16 protein-coding genes are annotated in these 17,095 nt (G+C 71.0%); 9 read left to right on the top strand and 7 right to left on the bottom strand.

Features of this window, described 5'->3' with window-relative positions; all coding sequences use genetic code 11:
- Positions 1 to 21: 21 nt before the first annotated feature.
- From whiA to ACWXWW_RS10190, 7 genes are all read left to right on the top strand, one after another.
- Positions 22 to 996, top strand: coding sequence for a DNA-binding protein WhiA (whiA, locus tag ACWXWW_RS10220; RefSeq protein ID WP_271174035.1), 975 nt, complete (start codon positions 22 to 24; stop codon positions 994 to 996).
- A gap of 127 nt (positions 997 to 1,123) precedes the next feature.
- The gene (locus ACWXWW_RS10215) at positions 1,124 to 1,750 is read left to right on the top strand and encodes a superoxide dismutase (protein ID WP_271174036.1); all 627 of its coding nucleotides are present in this window, start codon (positions 1,124 to 1,126) and stop codon (positions 1,748 to 1,750) included.
- A 99-nt stretch (positions 1,751 to 1,849) separates the two neighbouring features.
- Entirely contained in the window at positions 1,850 to 2,854 is a 1,005-nt protein-coding gene (gap, locus tag ACWXWW_RS10210) for a type I glyceraldehyde-3-phosphate dehydrogenase (RefSeq protein WP_455969814.1), read from the top strand.
- Between the two features lie 82 nt (positions 2,855 to 2,936).
- Positions 2,937 to 4,151: a phosphoglycerate kinase gene (locus ACWXWW_RS10205; RefSeq protein WP_271174038.1), complete on the top strand. Its 1,215-nt coding sequence runs from the start codon at positions 2,937 to 2,939 to the stop codon at positions 4,149 to 4,151.
- A complete protein-coding gene (gene tpiA / locus ACWXWW_RS10200) occupies positions 4,142 to 4,933 on the top strand; it encodes a triose-phosphate isomerase (protein ID WP_271174039.1) in 792 nt (263 codons plus the stop codon). Before ACWXWW_RS10205 ends, tpiA begins: the two co-directional genes overlap by 10 nt.
- A 98-nt stretch (positions 4,934 to 5,031) precedes the next feature.
- On the top strand, positions 5,032 to 5,280 hold the full coding sequence (gene secG, locus ACWXWW_RS10195; protein WP_271174040.1) for a preprotein translocase subunit SecG: 249 nt from the start codon (positions 5,032 to 5,034) through the stop codon (positions 5,278 to 5,280).
- A complete protein-coding gene (locus ACWXWW_RS10190) occupies positions 5,280 to 5,633 on the top strand; it encodes an RNA polymerase-binding protein RbpA (RefSeq protein ID WP_271174041.1) in 354 nt (117 codons plus the stop codon). The genes secG and ACWXWW_RS10190 overlap by 1 nt, the downstream gene beginning before the upstream one ends.
- 119 nt (positions 5,634 to 5,752) lie before the next feature.
- On the opposite strand, the gene pgl is transcribed toward ACWXWW_RS10190, so the two are convergent.
- The 6 genes from pgl to tkt are packed head-to-tail and all read right to left on the bottom strand — an operon-like array spanning position 5,753 to position 13,826.
- Positions 5,753 to 6,526 carry a 6-phosphogluconolactonase gene (pgl, locus tag ACWXWW_RS10185; protein ID WP_455969813.1) on the bottom strand — a complete coding sequence of 258 codons (774 nt, stop codon included), beginning with the start codon at positions 6,524 to 6,526 and terminating at the stop codon, positions 5,753 to 5,755.
- Positions 6,526 to 7,464 carry a glucose-6-phosphate dehydrogenase assembly protein OpcA gene (locus tag ACWXWW_RS10180; RefSeq protein WP_421075752.1) on the bottom strand — a complete coding sequence of 313 codons (939 nt, stop codon included), beginning with the start codon at positions 7,462 to 7,464 and terminating at the stop codon, positions 6,526 to 6,528. Before ACWXWW_RS10180 ends, pgl begins: the two co-directional genes overlap by 1 nt.
- A complete protein-coding gene (gene zwf / locus ACWXWW_RS10175; RefSeq protein ID WP_271174045.1) occupies positions 7,461 to 9,008 on the bottom strand; it encodes a glucose-6-phosphate dehydrogenase in 1,548 nt (515 codons plus the stop codon). Before zwf ends, ACWXWW_RS10180 begins: the two co-directional genes overlap by 4 nt.
- 23 nt (positions 9,009 to 9,031) lie before the next feature.
- Positions 9,032 to 10,630 carry a glucose-6-phosphate isomerase gene (locus ACWXWW_RS10170; RefSeq protein WP_455969812.1) on the bottom strand — a complete coding sequence of 533 codons (1,599 nt, stop codon included), beginning with the start codon at positions 10,628 to 10,630 and terminating at the stop codon, positions 9,032 to 9,034.
- Positions 10,627 to 11,733, bottom strand: a complete 1,107-nt coding sequence (tal, locus tag ACWXWW_RS10165) for a transaldolase (RefSeq protein ID WP_271174047.1) — start codon at positions 11,731 to 11,733, stop codon at positions 10,627 to 10,629. The genes ACWXWW_RS10170 and tal overlap by 4 nt, the downstream gene beginning before the upstream one ends.
- On the bottom strand, positions 11,730 to 13,826 hold the full coding sequence (gene tkt / locus ACWXWW_RS10160) for a transketolase (protein ID WP_271174048.1): 2,097 nt from the start codon (positions 13,824 to 13,826) through the stop codon (positions 11,730 to 11,732). Before tkt ends, tal begins: the two co-directional genes overlap by 4 nt.
- A 292-nt stretch (positions 13,827 to 14,118) precedes the next feature.
- On the opposite strand from tkt, the gene ACWXWW_RS10155 reads away from it, so the two are divergent.
- Together ACWXWW_RS10155 and ACWXWW_RS10150 are read left to right on the top strand one after the other, a co-directional pair.
- A complete protein-coding gene (locus ACWXWW_RS10155) occupies positions 14,119 to 15,051 on the top strand; it encodes a heme o synthase (RefSeq protein WP_455969811.1) in 933 nt (310 codons plus the stop codon).
- 35 nt (positions 15,052 to 15,086) lie between these two features.
- Positions 15,087 to 16,577 (top strand): MFS transporter, encoded by a 1,491-nt coding sequence (locus ACWXWW_RS10150; RefSeq protein ID WP_455969810.1) that lies wholly within the window; start codon positions 15,087 to 15,089, stop codon positions 16,575 to 16,577.
- A gap of 26 nt (positions 16,578 to 16,603) precedes the next feature.
- Here ACWXWW_RS10150 and ACWXWW_RS10145 read toward each other — a convergent pair whose 3' ends face one another.
- Positions 16,604 to 17,014 carry a dinucleotide-utilizing enzyme gene (locus tag ACWXWW_RS10145; RefSeq protein ID WP_455969809.1) on the bottom strand — a complete coding sequence of 137 codons (411 nt, stop codon included), beginning with the start codon at positions 17,012 to 17,014 and terminating at the stop codon, positions 16,604 to 16,606.
- Positions 17,015 to 17,095 lie beyond the last annotated feature (81 nt).

Genomic DNA, 17,095 nt, shown 5'->3' with positions numbered 1-17,095 from the left:
TCTTCGAGAGTGGGGAAATCCGTGTCACTGACCGCCGATGTCAAGGCAGAGCTGATCACCGTCAGGGACCCGCGTCCTTCGGTTCGGATCGCTGAGACGACGGCGCTGCTGCGGTTCTCGGGCGGCCTCCACTCCATCGCCGGCCGCGTCGCGGTCGAGGCCGAGGTCGACTCGCCCCACCTCGCGCGCCGCGTCGCGCGCGACATCGCCGAGATCTACGGCGTCCGCCCCGAGATCGCGCACATCCAGGGCTCGGGGTCGCGCGACGGCGAGCACTTCGCGGTGCGCGTCGTCGACGGAGGCGAGACGCTCGCGCGGCAGACCGGCCTGCTCGACCAGCGCCGCCGCCCCGTGCGCGGTCTCCCCAACCGGCTGACCACCGGCACGCGCGACGACCTGGCCGCCATCTGGCGCGGCGCCTTCCTCGGCGCCGGCAGCCTGTCCGAGCCGGGACGCTCGGCGTCGCTCGAGGTCGCCTGCCCGACCGGCGAGGCCGGCATGGCCATCGTCGGAGCGGCCGGGCGCATCGGCATCTCCGCGAAGGCGCGCGAGGTGCGCGGCGTCCCGCGCGTCGTCATCCGCGAAGCCGAGGGCATCCGCGGCATGCTGCAGGCGATCGGCGCCGTCAAGGTCGCGGCCGAGTGGGACCAGATGCGGCAGCGCCGCGAGGTGCGCGCGGGCGTCAACCGCCTCGTGAACTTCGACGACGCCAACCTCCGCCGCTCGGCGCAGGCCGCCGTCGCCGCGTGCGCGCGCGTCGAGCGCGCCCTCGAGATCCTCGGCGAGGACGTCCCCGACCACCTCCGCGAGGCCGGCACGCTCCGACTCGCGCACCGCGACGCGAGCCTCGACGAGCTCGGACACCACGCCGACCCGCCGCTCACGAAGGACGCCGTCGCCGGTCGCATCCGCCGTCTGCTCGCGATGGCCGACAAGCGCGCCGAGCAGGAGGGCATCCCGGGCACGCAGGCCGCGGTGCCCGTCGGCGCGGAGTAATCCGGCGTCAAGGCCCATCCCCGGTCCTCCCCGCGTCATTAGGATGTGAGGGAACCCTCCGTCCGCGCAGCGGGGAGGCACCGGACAGCGCCGCTCGGCGGCGCCGAGAGATGGGAAGAATCGACGCATGGCGAAGTACACGCTCCCGGAGCTCACCTACGACTACGCAGCCCTCGAGCCGCACATCAGCGGCCGCATCATGGAGCTGCACCACTCGAAGCACCACGCGACGTACGTCGCCGGCGCCAACACCGCGCTCGAGCAGCTCGCTGAGGCGCGTGCGAAGGGCGAGTTCGCGAACGTCAACAAGCTCGAGAAGGACCTCGCGTTCAACCTGGGCGGGCACACCAACCACTCGATCTTCTGGACGAACCTCACGCCCGAGGGCCAGGAGCGCCCCGAGGGCGAGATCGCCGCGGCGATCGACGAGTACTTCGGCGGGTTCGAGGGCTTCCAGGGCCAGTTCAACGCGGCCGCCCTCGGCATCCAGGGGTCCGGCTGGGCCGGCGTCTTCTGGGACTCGATCGGCCAGCAGCTGATCATCCAGCAGTTCTTCGACCAGCAGTCGCAGTTCGCGGCGGGCACCGTCCCCGTCCTGCTGCTGGACATGTGGGAGCACGCCTTCTACCTCGACTACCAGAACGTGAAGGCGGACTACGTCAAGGCGTTCTGGAACATCGTCAACTGGGACAACGTGCAGCAGCGTCTCGCCGCCGCACGCGAGAAGACCGCCGGTCTCCTGGTAGCGTCCTGAGTGACACGGCCGTCCGACGCGGGGTGCGAGCCCGCCCGGACGGCCTTCCCCTCCACAGCGCCTGTGCGGGCGCACCAACGATATTCAGGAGAAGACCCAGTGTCTGTTCGGATCGGAATCAACGGCTTCGGTCGTATCGGCCGCAACTACCTCCGCGCGGCTCTCGCGCAGGGGGCTGACCTCGAGATCGTCGCCGTCAACGACCTCACCGACAACAAGACCCTCGCGCACCTGCTCAAGTACGACTCGATCCTGGGCGTGCTCGACCAGGAGGTCACCTACGACGAGACGTCGATCACGGTCGGCGGCCGCAAGATCGCCGCCCTCGCGGAGCGCGACCCGGCGGCCCTGCCCTGGGGCGAACTCGGCGTCGACATCGTCATCGAGTCGACCGGTCGCTTCACGAACGCCGACGACGCGCGCAAGCACATCGAGGGCGGCGCGAAGAAGGTCATCATCTCGGCTCCCGCGAAGGGCGAGGACGCGACGTTCGTCCTCGGCGTGAACGAGGACCAGTACGACCACGAGAACCACCACATCATCTCGAACGCGTCGTGCACCACGAACTGCCTCGCTCCCCTCGCGAAGGTGTTCAACGACAAGTTCGGCATCGTCCGCGGCCTCATGACCACGGTCCACGCGTACACGGCGGACCAGAACCTCCAGGACGGTCCGCACTCGGACCTCCGCCGCGCCCGCGCCGCCGCGCTCAACATCGTGCCGACCTCGACCGGCGCTGCCAAGGCCATCGGCCTCGTGCTGCCCGAGCTCAAGGGCAAGCTCGACGGCTTCGCGCTCCGCGTGCCGGTCCCCACCGGCTCGATCACCGACCTCACGGTCGAGACCGAGCGCGAGCTCACGCTCGACGAGATCAAGGCCGCCTACAAGGAGGCCGCGGAGGGCCCGCTCAAGGGCATCCTCAAGTACACCGAGGACGAGATCGTGTCGAGCGACATCGCGCACGACCCGCACTCGTCGATCTTCGACGCCGGCCTGCTCCGCGTGCTCGGCACGCAGGTCAAGCTCTCGTCGTGGTACGACAACGAGTGGGGCTACTCGAACCGCCTCGTGGACCTCACCGAGCTGGTCGCCTCGAAGTTCTGACAGACGGACAGCTCCCGGGAAGCCCGTCGGCATGTGGTGTGCACCCGTGCCGGCGGGCTTCCCGCCTGTAGATTGAGAAACGATGTCACTGCGAACACTCGATACCCTCGGCGATCTCGCCGGCAAGCGCGTCATCATCCGATGCGACTTCAACGTCCCGCTCGCGGACGGCGTCATCACCGATGACGGCCGCCTCCGCGCGTCGCTGCCCACGCTGACCGCCCTGCTCGACGCGGGCGCTCGCGTCGTGGCGGTCTCGCACCTCGGGCGCCCCAAGGGCGAGCCCGACCCCCAGTACAGCCTCAAGCCGGTCGCGGACCGACTCGCCGAGCTGCTCGACCGCCCTGTCGCCTTCGCGACGGACACGGTCGGCGACTCCGCGCGCGAGACCGCCGGCGCACTCGAGGACGGCCAGCTCGCCGTGCTCGAGAACCTGCGCTTCAACGCGGGCGAGACCGCGAAGGACGACGCAGAGCGCGGCGCCTTCGCCGATCAGCTCGCCGAGCTCGCCGATGTGATGGTGTCCGACGGGTTCGGCGTCGTGCACCGCAAGCAGGCGAGCGTCTACGACCTCGCCCAGAAGCTCCCGAGCGCCGCCGGCCTGCTCATCGCCAAGGAGCTCGAGGTGCTGGACACCCTGACCGAGAGCCCCGTGCGCCCGTACACGGTCGTGCTCGGCGGATCGAAGGTGTCCGACAAGCTCGGCGTCATCGACCACCTGCTCCCGCGAGTCGACCGCATCCTCATCGGCGGCGGCATGCTCTTCACGTTCCTCGCCGCGCAGGGCCACAAGGTCGCGTCGAGCCTCCTCGAGGCCGACCAGATCGAGACCGCCCAGGGGTACATCCGCACGGCGGAGGAGAAGGGCGTGCAGCTGATCCTCCCGACCGATGTGGTCGTGGCCTCGAAGTTCGGCGCCGACGCGGAGCACGTCGTGACCGCGGCCGACGCGATCGAGGAGTCGCCCTTCGGCGCCTCGGGCCTCGGGCTCGACATCGGACCGGAGACCTCGGCGGCGTTCGCCGAGGCCATCCGCGGCTCGAAGACGGTGTTCTGGAACGGCCCGATGGGCGTGTTCGAGCTCGAGCCGTTCGCGGCGGGCACGAAGGCCGTGGCGCAGGCGCTCACCGAGGTCGACGGGCTCAGCGTCGTCGGCGGCGGAGACTCCGCGGCCGCCGTGCGCCAGCTCGGGTTCGACGACTCCGCGTTCGGTCACATCTCGACCGGCGGCGGCGCCAGCCTCGAGTTCCTCGAGGGCAAGAAGCTTCCCGGACTGGAGGTGCTCGGATGGGCGTGACGAAGAGGACCCCGCTGATCGCGGGGAACTGGAAGATGAACCTCGACCACCTGCAGGCGGTCGCGCTCGTGCAGAAGCTGCACTGGGCTCTCAAGGACGCCAAGCACGAGGACGGCAGCGTCGAGGTGGCGGTCTTCCCGCCGTTCACCGATCTGCGCAGCGTGCAGACGCTCCTCGACGCCGACAAGATCGCGTTCACGCTGGGCGCGCAGGACCTGTCGACGCACGACGAGGGCGCCTACACGGGCGAGATCTCGGGCGCGTTCCTCAAGAAGCTCGCCGTGTCGCAGGTCATCATCGGGCACTCGGAGCGCCGCGAGTACCACGCGGAGACCGACGAGGTCGTCGCCGCGAAGGTCCAGGCCGCGCTGCGCCACGAGCTCGTCCCCGTGATCTGCGTGGGCGAGACGAGCGAGGATCTCGAGAAGCACGGCGCGAGCGCCGTGCCGGTCGCGCAGCTCGAGAAGGCGATCGCGGGCGTGCCCGCCGACGCGGAGATCGTCGTCGCCTACGAGCCGGTCTGGGCGATCGGATCGGGCCAGGCCGCGACGCCGCAGCAGGCGCAGGAGGTGTGCGCGAAGCTCCGCGAGGTGCTCGCCGACAGGCTCGGCGCCGACACCGCGGCGCGCACGCGCGTGCTCTACGGCGGCTCTGTCAAGGCGGCCAACATCGCGAGCTTCATGCGCGAGCCCGACGTCGACGGCGCGCTCGTCGGCGGAGCCAGCATCAAGGTCGACGAGTTCGCCTCGATCATCCGCTTCGAGAAGCACGTCGGCGTGTGAGCGCATGCGGCCCGGGCGCGTGCGCTCGGGCCGCATGCCCCTCGCCGTATACTGAACTCCTGTGCGCGGCGCACGCGCGCACTCACGAAAGGCTCTCCGTGGAAGTTCTCGAGTTCATCCTCCAGGTCATCCTGGGCGTCACCAGCCTCCTGCTGACGCTGCTCATCCTCCTGCACAAGGGCCGCGGCGGCGGGCTCTCCGACATGTTCGGCGGCGGGATGTCGCAGGCCGTGGGCTCGTCGGGCCTCGCCGAGCGCAACCTGAACTACCTGACCGTCATCCTCGCGCTGGTGTGGTTCCTCTCCATCGTCGGCCTGGGCCTCATCACCAAGTTCCAGGTGATCTGATGGCCGTCGGCGGCAACGCGATCCGCGGGACGCGCGTCGGATCGGGCCCTATGGGCGAGCAGGACCACGGCCACCACGCCGACCGCGTGGCGGTGTCGTACTGGGATGCGCTCGGCAACGAGACCGTGCGGTACTACGCGGCGGGCGTGGCGGAGGAGGAGATCCCCGACGTCATCGACCATCCGCACTCCGGACTGCCTGCGGGGCGCGACCGCGAGAACCCGCCGGAGGCCTCGCGCAACGAGCCCTACAAGACGCACCTCGCGTACGTGAAGGAGCGCCGCACGGACGAGGAGGCCGAAGAGCTCCTCGGCGACGCGCTGCAGAAGCTCCGCGAGAAGCGCGGCCAGTAGCCCATCTGCGAGAAGGCCCCCGATCCTGAGGATCGGGGGCCTTCTCGCTGCGCTCGCGATGCGTTTCGCCTCGCTTCGCTCGCTCAACGACCGGAGGCGGCTCGCTTCGCTCGCGATGTCTAGTCGGGGTCGATGAGGTCGTCGGGCACCTCGGCGGCCGCGGCCGCATCGGTGAACACGATCGTCTGCTCGGTGCCGTACGCGCCCGCCGCCGGCACGGACGCGTAGCTCGCGCCGGCCATCACGAGCCCGAGAGCCGACGCCTTGTCGGCGCCGGCCAGCACCATCCACACCCGCGCGGAGCCGTTGATGACGGGGCGGGTGAACGTGACGCGCTCGGGCGGCGGCTTGGGGGAGTCGCGCACCGGCAGCACCACGGCGTCGGTCACCGCGACCTCCCCGCGATCGGGGAAGAGCGAGGCGACGTGGCCGTCGGGGCCGACGCCGAGGAAGCACACGTCGAACGCGGGGAAGCGGCGCTCCTCGGACGACGCGAAGCGCGCGAGCTCGTCCGCGTAGGCCGTCGCCGCCTCGTCGAGGGTGACCCCGTCGTCGGCTGCCGCCGGCTCGTGGACGTTCTCGGCCGGGATGGCGATGCGGTCGATGAGCGCCGCGCGGGTCTGACCCGCGTTGCGCTCGGCATCGCCGCGCGGCACGAACCGCTCGTCGCTCCACCACAGGTGGACGAGCGACCAGTCGATGTTGTCCCGCCAGGGGTGCGCGGCCGTCGCCTCGAGGACCGCGATGCCCATCGAGCCGCCCGTGAGCGACACGTGCACGGGGCGCGAGAGCTGGGTGAGCTGCGCGAGCAGTCCCACGAAGCGGTTCGCGACGTGCTCCGCGAGCGCGGGCTTGTCGGGCTGGACGACGACCCGCGTGTCGGCGTCGGCCATCAGAATTCCTCCGTGGGCGGCCCCAGGCGCTCCCAGCCGTCCGTGAGGACGCGGCCGTACAGCAGGTCGGGGTCGAGCCGACGCAGCTCCTCGGCGATGCACTCGCGCAGCGAGCGGCGGGGGAGGAGGAGCACGTGGTCGGGCTGGCCCGGCTGGGTGAGGCGCGCGTGCGTCGCGCTCGTGCGCTCGAGCACGATGTCGCCCCCCGCGCGGCGCAGCACGACGGAGTGGATGCCGTGGTTCCAGCGCTCGGGCGCCTCGTAGCACCACTCGACGGGCACGTCGAGCGCCATCCCGAGCCAGGCGGCGAGGAGGGCGGTCGACGGAGACGTCGAGGCGCCGCGCACCTCGACGGCCGTGACGGGCTCGAACGGCGGCTGGTCGAGCACCGCCGCGAGCTGCTCGCGCCAGCGCGTGAGGCGGGTCCACGCGAGGTCGGTGTCGCCGGGCGTGTAGACGAGGTCGAGCTGGCGCAGGCGGTCCGGCGCGTACGGAGCGGTGGACGTGTCGGTGATGCGCCGCTGGGCGATGCGGCCGAGCGCGTCCTTGCCGGGGCGTGCGGGCGGCTCGTCGGGCCACCACACGACGACGGGCGCGTCGGGCAGCAGCAGGCCGGTGATGAGGGTCTCCTCGTTGCTCGCCGCAGGGCCGAATGCGCGCAGCACGATGACCTCGCTCGCGCCCGCGTCGCCGCCCACGCGGATCTCGGCGTCGAGCCTCGCCTCGCCGCGCGGGTCGGTCACGAGCACGATGACGCGCATCGGGTGCTCGCGCGACGCGTCGTTCGCGGCGTCGATGACGGCCTCGTCGAGCGTCCGCTTCGACTTGATGATGAGCGTGAGCACGCGGCCGAGAGCGACCGCGCCGCCCTCCTCGCGCACGGAGACGAGGCGCTTGGCGACCTCGCTGACGCTGGTGTCGGGAAGGTCGATGATCACGGGCGCCTCCAAACGCGGCCGTCGCGGGCGAGGAGCGCGTCGGCGGATGCCGGCCCCCACGACCCGGAGTCGTACTGCTCGAGCGGCTCGTCGAGCGAAGCCCAGTACTCCTCCACGGGGTCGAGGATGCGCCAGGACAGCTCGACCTCCTCGTGGCGGGGGAACAGGGGCGGGTCGCCGAGCAGCACGTCGAGGATGAGCCGCTCATACGCCTCGGGGCTGGCCTCGGTGAACGCGTGGCCGTACCCGAAGTCCATCGTGACGTCGCGGACGTTCGTGCCGGCGCCCGGGACCTTCGAGCCGAAGCGCAGCGTCACGCCCTCGTCCGGCTGCACGCGGATGACGAGCGCGTTCTGGCCGAGCTCGCTCGTCTGGCCGCGCGAGAACAGGTGCTCGGGGGCGCGCTTGAACACGACCGCGATCTCGGTCACACGACGCCCGAGGCGCTTGCCCGTGCGGACGTAGAACGGCACTCCGGCCCAGCGGCGGGTGTTGATGTCGAGCTTGATGGCCGCGTACGTCTCCGTGCGCGACTCCGGGCTCATCCCGTCCTCCTCGAGGAAGCCGGTCACCTTCTTCCCGCCCTGCCATCCGCCCGCGTACTGCCCGCGCGCGGTCGCCGTGGAGAGGTCGGCCGGCAGCGTGACAGCCGCGAGCACCTTCTCCTTCTCCGCGCGCAGGTGCTCGGCGGAGAGGCTGATCGGCTCCTCCATGGCGGTGAGGGCGAGCAGCTGCAGCAGGTGGTTCTGGATGACGTCGCGCGCCGCGCCGACGCCGTCGTAGTAGCCCGCACGACCGCTCACGCCGATGTCCTCGGCCATCGTGATCTGCACGTGGTCGACGTAGTTGCGGTTCCAGATCGGCTCGTACAGCTCGTTCGCGAAGCGCAGCGCCAGGATGTTCTGGACCGTCTCCTTGCCGAGGTAGTGGTCGATGCGGAAGATCGAGTCGGCCGGGAACGCGGCCTCGAGGGCGTCGTTGAGCTCGCGCGCGGACTCGAGGTCGTGGCCGAACGGCTTCTCGATGACCACGCGGCGCCAGCGGTTGTCGTCGGGCTTGTCGTCGACGAGCCCCGACTCGAGCAGCTGCTGCGCGACGACGGGGAACGACTTCGGCGGGATCGACAGGTAGAACGCGTGGTTGCCCATCGTCCCGCGCTCGACGTCGAGGGTGTCGACGGTCTCGCGCAGACGGCGGAATGCCGCGGGGTCGTCGAACTCGCCCTGCACGAAGCGGATGCCCTGCGCGAGCTGCTGCCAGGTCTCCTCGCGGTACTCGGTGCGCGCGTGCTGCTTGACGGCCTCCTGCACCACCTGGGCGAAGTCCTCGTCCTCCCAGTCACGGCGGGCGAACCCGACCAGTGCGAAGCCCGGGGGCAGCAGGCCGCGGTTGGCCAGGTCGTACACCGCGGGCATGAGCTTCTTGCGCGAGAGATCGCCGGTGACACCGAAGATCACGAGGGCACTGGGCCCCGCGATGCGGTTGAGGCGGCGGTCATCGGGATCGCGCAGCGGATTGACGCCGCGCGAGATGTCAACGGTCATGAAAGGGGGGACTCCTCTTGCCCTTACTGCGCTGCTTCGAACAGCGAGAGAACCTCGGTCTGGGGATCGGTGAGAGTGAGCGTCACGACGGGCCGGCCGAGCGCGGCCAGGACCTTCGCGTCGCCGTCGGCCTGCGCCTCGATGAGCTGCCCGAACGTGAAGGGGAGACCGGGGATCTCGAGGTCGACCGGCGTGCGCTCCGTGATCTGCACGAAGACGCCCTGCGCGGGGCCGCCCTTGTGATACTGCCCGGTCGAGTGGAGGAACCGCGGCCCCCACCCGAAGGTCGCGGGGCGACCCGAGTCGGCGGCGACCATCTCGCGCAGGCCGTCGAGCTGCGGCACCTCGGTGCGCGCGACGTAGGCCTGGATCGAGACGTACCCGTCCTCCGGCAGACGCGCCCACAGCGCGTCCAGGACGCCCGCGATCGTCCCCGACTCGGCGAGTGCGGGGTCGCTCACGCGCACCTCGACGCCGTCCTCCGTGAAGGCGGGGGCGGCGGGCTCGGGACGCTGCGCGAGAAGTCCGCGCGCGGCCTCCTTCGCCGACTCGACGTCGGGCTGATCGAACGGGTTCACCCCGATGAGACGCGACGCGACCGCGACCGCGTACTCCCACACGAGGAACTGCTCGCCGAGCGCTCCGCTCACGAGCACCTCGCCGGGGTTGTGGTGCGGCGCATCGTCGACGTCGTCGACGATGCGCACGAGCTGCATGTCGGACGGCGTCTGCTCGACCTCGGGGGAGACCGGGAGGAGGACGACCGGCAGGATGCCCTTGCCGTCCTTGCCTGTGGACTCGGCGAGCAGCTGCTCGATCCAGTCGGGGAGTCCCTCGAGGCGCGTGCCGTCGGCGATGAGGCCGAGCTTGTCGCGGCGCGGCTCGGTCGCGGCGATCGCCGCTCCCAGCACGAGAGCGGGGTTCGACGGCGAGTCGATCGCGACGTCGAGCATCACGGCCTCCGCTTCGTCGAGCAGCCGCTCGATGTCCGCGCCGGCGAGGCCGCTCGGCACGAGGCCGAACGCCGTGAGGGCGGAGTAGCGGCCGCCCACCTCGGGGTCCGCGGCGAAGACGCGATAGCCGGCCTCTCGGGCAGCCGTGTCGAGCGGCGAGCCCGGGTCGGTCACGACGACGATGCGCTCTGCGGGGTCGATGCCGAGATCGCGGAAGGCGGTCTCGAAGACGCGGCGGTGCGCGTCGGTCTCGACGGTCGAGCCGGACTTCGACGAGACGACGAGCGCCGTGCGCTCGAGGCCGCCGTCCAGAGCAGCCAGCACGTCGCCCGGGGAGGTCGAGTCGAGGATGTCGAGCTCGACGCCGGCCGAGCGCGCGATCACCTCGGGGGCGAGCGACGAGCCGCCCATCCCCGAGAGGACGATGCGGTCCACGCCGCGCGCGCGGAGGTCGTCGCGCAGAGCGACGATCTCCGCCACGAGCGGGCGCGAGTTCGCGACGGCCTGGACCCAGCCGAGCCGGCGCGCCGCCTCGCCCTCCGCCGAGGAGCCCCACAGGGTGAGGTCCTCGGCGGTGATGCCCGATGCGACGAGGTCCGCGACGAGGCCGGGAACGGCCTCCTCTGCGGCGGTCCTCGCCGCACCGGACACGCGGATGGCGAATGTCACTTGGCGGACTCCAGCGCGGTGCGCACGGTCTCCTGGAGGTCGTGCCACGACGCGATGAACTTCTCGACGCCCTCGTCCTCGAGCACCTGGGTCACGTCGGCGAAGTCGACGCCCACGCCCGCGAGCGCGGAGAAGACCTCGCGCGCGTCCTCGTACGCGCCCGTCACGGTGTCGCCCGTGACGACGCCGTGGTCGAACGTGGCCTGGAGCGTCTTCTCGGGCATCGTGTTGACGACGCCCGGTGCGACGAGCTCGGTCACGTAGAGGGTGTCGGGAAGCGCCGGGTCCTTGACGCCGGTCGAGGCCCACAGCGGACGCTGCAGGTTCGCGCCGGCGGCGAGCAGGCCCTTCGCGCGGTCCTCCGCGAACTTCTGCTCGAACAGCTCGTACGCCAGGCGCGCGTTGGCGAGGCCGGCCTTCGACTTGAGCGCGAGCGCCTCGTCCGTGCCGATCGCCGCGAGGCGCTTGTCGACCTCGGTGTCCACGCGCGACACGAAGAACGACGCGACGGAGTGGATGCCCGACAGGTCGTGCCCGGCCTCCTTCGCCTTCTCGAGGCCGGCGAGGTAGGCGTCGATGACCTCGGCGTAGCGCTCGAGGCTGAAGATCAGCGTGACGTTGACGGAGATGCCCGCGCCGATCACCTCGGTGATGGCGGGCAGGCCCGCCTTCGTCGCGGGGATCTTGATGAGGACGTTCTCGCGGTCGACGGCCGCGTGGAGCTGCTTCGCCTGCGCGATCGTGCCCTCGGTGTCGTGGGCCAGGTCGGGGGAGACCTCGATCGACACGCGCCCGTCCACGCCGTTCGTGCGGTCGTAGATCGGACGGAAGATGTCGCAGGCGTCGCTCACGTCGGTCGTCGTGAGCGCGAAGATCGCGTCGTCGGCCGAGGCGCCCGCCGCGGCCTGCGCCGCGATCGAGTCCTCGTAGCCCACGTGCGCCGAGATCGCGCCCTGGAAGATCGTCGGGTTCGTCGTGATGCCGACGACGTCGCGCGTCTCGATGAGCTCGTGCAGGTTGCCCGACGTGATGCGCGAGCGCGACAGGTCGTCGAGCCAGATGCTGACGCCGGCGGCGGACAGGTCTGCGGTGGGGGAGGTCATGCGTTCTCCTTGAGGGTCTCGCGTGCGGCCGCCACGACGGCGTCCGCGGTGATGCCGAACTTCTCGAACAGCGTCTTGTAGTCGGCGGAGGCGCCGAAGTGCTCGATGGAGACCGAGCGGCCCTTGTCGCCGACGATGCCGCGCCACGTGAGCGCGACGCCCGCCTCGACCGAGACGCGCGCGGTGACGGACGAGGGCAGCACGCTCTCGCGGTACTCCTCGCTCTGCTCGGCGAACCACTCGAGCGACGGCGCGGACACGACGCGCGCGTTCACGCCGTCGGCCGCGAGGCGCTCGCGCGCCTCGACGGCGAGCTGCACCTCGGAGCCCGTCGCGATGAGGATGACATCGGGCGTGCCGTTCGGCGCCTCGGCCAGGACGTAGGCGCCCTTGACGGCGTGAGCCGCGGAGGCGAACACGTCGCCGCGCGCCTCCCCGTCGCCGCGCTCGTAGACGGGGATGTTCTGACGCGTGAGCGCGATGCCCGCGGGGCCCTGACGGCGACGCAGGATCTCGAGCCACACGACGCCCGTCTCGTTGGCGTCCGCGGGACGCACGACGGCGAGGTTCGGGATCGAGCGGAGCGTCGCGAGCTGCTCGACGGGCTGGTGCGTCGGGCCGTCCTCGCCGAGGGCGACGGAGTCGTGCGTCCAGACGAACACGCTGGGCACGTTCATGAGCGCCGCGAGACGGACCGCGGGGCGCATGTAGTCGCTGAAGATGAGGAACGTGCCGCCGAAGGCGCGCGTCGGGCCGTGCAGGACGATGCCGTTGAGGATGGCGCCCATCGCGTGCTCGCGGATGCCGAAGTGCAGCACGCGGCCGTAGGGGTTGCCCGACCACTCGTGCGTCGACCACTCGGCGGGGATGAACGACGCGGCGTCCTTGATCGTCGTGAGGTTCGACTCGGCGAGGTCGGCGGAGCCGCCCCACAGCTCGGGCAGCTCGGCCGCGAGGGCGTTGATGACCTGGCCCGACGCGGCGCGCGTGGACACGTCCTTGCCCGCCTCGAACACGGGAAGCGCGCTCTCGATGCCCTCGGGCAGCTCGCCCGCCTGCAGGCGGTCCCACAGCGCCTTGCGCTCGGGGTTCGCCTCGGCCCACGCGTCGAACGCCTTCTGCCACTCGGCGTGCGCGGCGGCGCCGCGCTCGACGAGCTGGCGCGTGTGCGCGATCACGTCGTCGGCGACCGCGAAGTGCTCCTCGGGGTCGAACCCGAGGACCTTCTTCGTCGCGGCGAGCTCCTCGGCGCCGAGCTTCGCGCCGTGGATCTTGCCGGAGTTCTGCTTGCCCGGCGAGGGGTAGCCGATGATCGTCTTCAGGATGATGAGCGACGGCTTCGAGGTCTCGGCCTTGGCCGCCTCGATCGCCGCGAACAGCTCCTGCACGTCCTCGACGTACTCGCCCGACTTCTTCCAGTCGACCGTGAGCACCTGCCAGCCGTACGCCTCGTAGCGCGCGGCGACATCCTCGGTGAAGGCGACGTTCGTGTCGTCCTCGATCGAGATCTGGTTCGAGTCGTAGATCGCGATGAGGTTGCCGAGCTGCTGGTGGCCCGCGAGCGAGCCGGCCTCGCTCGTGACGCCCTCCTGCAGGTCGCCGTCGCCCGCGATCACGTAGATGTGGTGGTCGAACGGGCTCTCGCCCGCCGGCGCCTCGGGGTCGAACAGGCCGCGCTCGTAGCGCGCCGCGTACGCGAAGCCGACCGACGAGGCCAGGCCCTGACCGAGCGGGCCGGTCGTGATCTCGACGCCCTTCGTGTGGCCGTACTCGGGGTGGCCGGGGGTCAGCGAGCCCCACGTGCGCAGTGCCTTGAGGTCGTCGAGCTCGAGCCCGAAGCCGCCGAGGTACAGCTGCACGTACTGGGTCAGCGAGGAGTGGCCAGCGGACAGGATGAACCGGTCGCGACCGGGCCACTGCGTGTCCGCAGGGTCGTGCCGCAGCACCCGCTGGTACAGGAGGTACGCCGCGGGAGCGAGGCTCATCGCCGTTCCCGGGTGGCCGTTGCCGACCTTCTCCACGGCGTCTGCCGCCAGCAGGCGTGCTGTGTCCACAGCGCGCCGATCGATCTCATCCCAACGCAGTTCCGACACCGGACCGCCTTTCGTGGTGGGGCTTGTGCGCCCGGCTCTCGGTCCGCGGATCCCGTAACACAGGCGAAGCAGACGGCACTCGGGCGCGCGTTTCTGGCCCCAGCATAGCCTCGCGGCGGATGGGGCGTGCCGGTCTGTGACGACCGGTTGCGCCGAGTGTGGCAGAGCGCTGTGACGCGCGGGTGACGTGCGTCTCACGACGCCGGCCGCACGGGTGTGAGGAGGATCCGGGCGGCGCGCCGATGGCCTAGAATCGGATGTGCCTGTGCCAGCCGAGGGGAGACGTGAGCGCATGTCCACGACGATCGTCGATTCGGATCGGACCTCGCGTCAGCGTCTCGGCCGGAAGATCCGCGCGTACGTCGCGCTCACGAAGCCGCGCGTGCTCGAGCTGCTGCTCGTGTCGACCGTGCCGGTCATGTTCCTCGCCGCGGACGGCGTCCCGAACCTCTGGCTCGTGCTCGCGACCGTCATCGGCGGATCGCTGAGCGCCGGGTCCGCGGCCGCGTTCAACATGTACATCGACCGCGACATCGACGCGCACATGGCGCGCACCGAGAACCGGCCGATCGTGACGGGGGAGATCTCGCCCCGCAGCGCGCTCGTGTTCGCGTGGACCCTCGCGATCGTCTCGACCGTCTGGTTCCTGGCGACGACGAATCTCCTGACGGCGTCGCTGTCGGCGTTCGCGATCTTCTTCTACGTCGTGATCTACACGATGATCCTCAAGCGCCGCACCGAGCAGAACATCGTCTGGGGCGGCATCGCCGGGTGCTTCCCGGTGCTCATCGGCTGGGCCGCCGTCACGAACGGCCTGGACTGGGCGCCCTTCATCCTCTTCGCGCTCGTGTTCCTGTGGACGCCGCCGCACTACTGGCCGCTCTCCATCAAGTACGCGGTCGACTACGAGAACACCGACGTCCCGATGCTCGGGGCCACGCGATCGGGGTCCCAGGTCGGCCTCCAGATCATCCTCTACGCGTGGGCGACCGTCGCGTGCTCGCTCCTGCTGATCCCGGTCGCCGGCATGGGCCTCGTGTACTCGGTGTCGGCGCTCGTCTTCGGCGGCTGGTTCATCTACGAGTCGCACCGGCTCTACAACCGCACGGTGCTCGAGCAGGACGGCGAGAGCCGACCGCGCCCGATGCGCGTCTTCCACGCGTCGATCACGTACCTCACGCTCGTCTTCGTCGCCGTCGCGGTCGACCCGCTGCTGCCGTTCTGACGCGTCCGGCGCGCGCAGGGGTAGCGTTCTGAGTGATGACGAACCCTCCCGCGCAGCCGCCGACCCGCTCCATCCCGATCTCCGACCGCCGCCGGTGGGAGGCGTTCTGGGTCTGCGTGAGCGTGTCGGGCTTCACGATCCTCGACATCTCGAAGGTCAACGTCGCGCTCCCTGCGATCGAGACGGCCTTCGGCGCCGGATCGACCGAGCTCCAGCTCGTCGTCTCGGGATACATCCTCGCGTTCGGGCTCGTGCTCGTGCCGATGGGTCGCCTCGGCGACCAGCGGTCACGCAAGTCGCTCCTGCTCATCGGCCTCGTGCTCTTCACGCTGTCGAGCGCCGCGTGCGCGCTCGCGGGCGACATCTGGGTGCTGCTGGCAGCGCGGCTCCTGCAGGGCGTGGCCGCGGGCATCCAGATGCCGCAGGTGATGGGCACCATCCAGCAGCTGTTCACGGGCAGGGAGCGGGGCACCGCCTTCGGTCTCTTCGGCGCGATGATCGGCCTCGCCACGGCCTTCGGCCCCACGATCGGCGGCCTCCTCATCGCGGTCGGCGGCGAGGCCGACGGATGGCGATGGATCTTCTGGATGAACGTCCCCCTGTTCGCGATCGCCTTCGGGCTCGTCCTGTGGCTGCTGCCGGAGCTGCGCAGGCCGAGCCGCGACCCGGTCTCGCTCGACCCCGTGGGCGTGCTCCTCTTCGGCGTCGCGGTCGTCGCGCTCATGCTGCCCTTCCTCTTCACGACGGGCTCGCCCGACGACGCCCCCGAGCGGTGGTGGACGCTCGTCGTCTTCGTGCTGTTCGCGGCCGCCTTCGTCGCGTGGGAGCGCGGATACGAGCGCAGGGGCGGCTCGCCCCTCATCACGCTGCGCCTGTTCCGCGTGTCGTCGTTCCGCAACGGCACGATCATCATGGCCGCGTACTTCACGGGCCTGCCCGCCCTGTTCCTGCTCACGACCCTCTTCCTGCAGACCGGCCTCGGCGTGTCCGCGCTGCACGCCGGCATGGTCACGATCGGGTTCGCCCTCGCGAGCGCCGTCTCGTCGTGGTTCGGCGGTCAGCTCGTCGGGCACTTCGGGCGCCCCGTGGTCGTCGTCGGCCTCGTCCTCGTGCTCGCGACGGTCGTCGGGCTCGCCGTGACCGCGCTGTTCATCCCGCCCTCTGCCACGCCGTGGGCGATGGCCGCGGTGATGGTCGTGGGCGGCCTCGGCGGCGGCATGGTCATCTCGCCCAACCAGACGCTCACTCTCGCCGAGATCCCGCCCGTGCAGGGGGGCGTCGCCGGATCGATCGGGCAGCTCGGACAGCGCGTCGGCACCGCGATCGGCACGGCGGTCGGTCTCTCGCTCTTCTACGCGACGATCTACCGCGAGACGGCCGAGAAGCCGGCGCTCGAGGTGTACCACGACGCCTACGCGATCGGGCTCATGTCGGTCGCGCTCTTCGTCGCGGTCGCGTTCGCTGTCGCCCTCATCGACATGGGGTCGCGACTGCGCCGCGACCGGTCGGGAGCCGGAGAGGCCTGAGCCGCCCCGGCACCCGACCTGCGCCCTCAGCGGATCTCCGCGGGCTCCGAGACGGCCGGCGCGGTGTGCACGTGCGCGGCTGGCTCATCGTCGGCTGGCTCATCGTCGGCGGGCGCGTCGTCGAGGGGCGCGTCGTCGGCGGACGCCGCCGGGGCCTGCGCTTCGGCGGCGCGCGGCGCGACGAGGGCCTTCGCGGCAGCGAGGGCGAGCGCGAGGATCAGCCCGACGGCGCCCGCGCCCACGAGCCCCGCAGCGAGGGTGATCCAGGCCTGGCCGACGTACACCTCCACGCCGGTCGCCGTGCCGTTCAGGAGCATCTCCTCCATGGTGCCGATGCGGGGCAGGGACAGCGCGAGGCCGCCCGCGATCGCGAGCACGGATGCGAGCACGAGCGTCCAGTACGCGGCGCTGCGGGTGAGACGGGCGGGGTGAGTCATGATCCTCCTCTGTGCGCCGCATCTCGGCGCGGGGTCCACCCTCGCGACCCGGCCAGGGCGCCGTCGATGCGCGGGCTATGC

It is taken from the genome of Microbacterium sp. KNMS, assembly GCF_053851835.1.
This window is presented reverse-complemented; position numbering and strand designations above follow the sequence as displayed.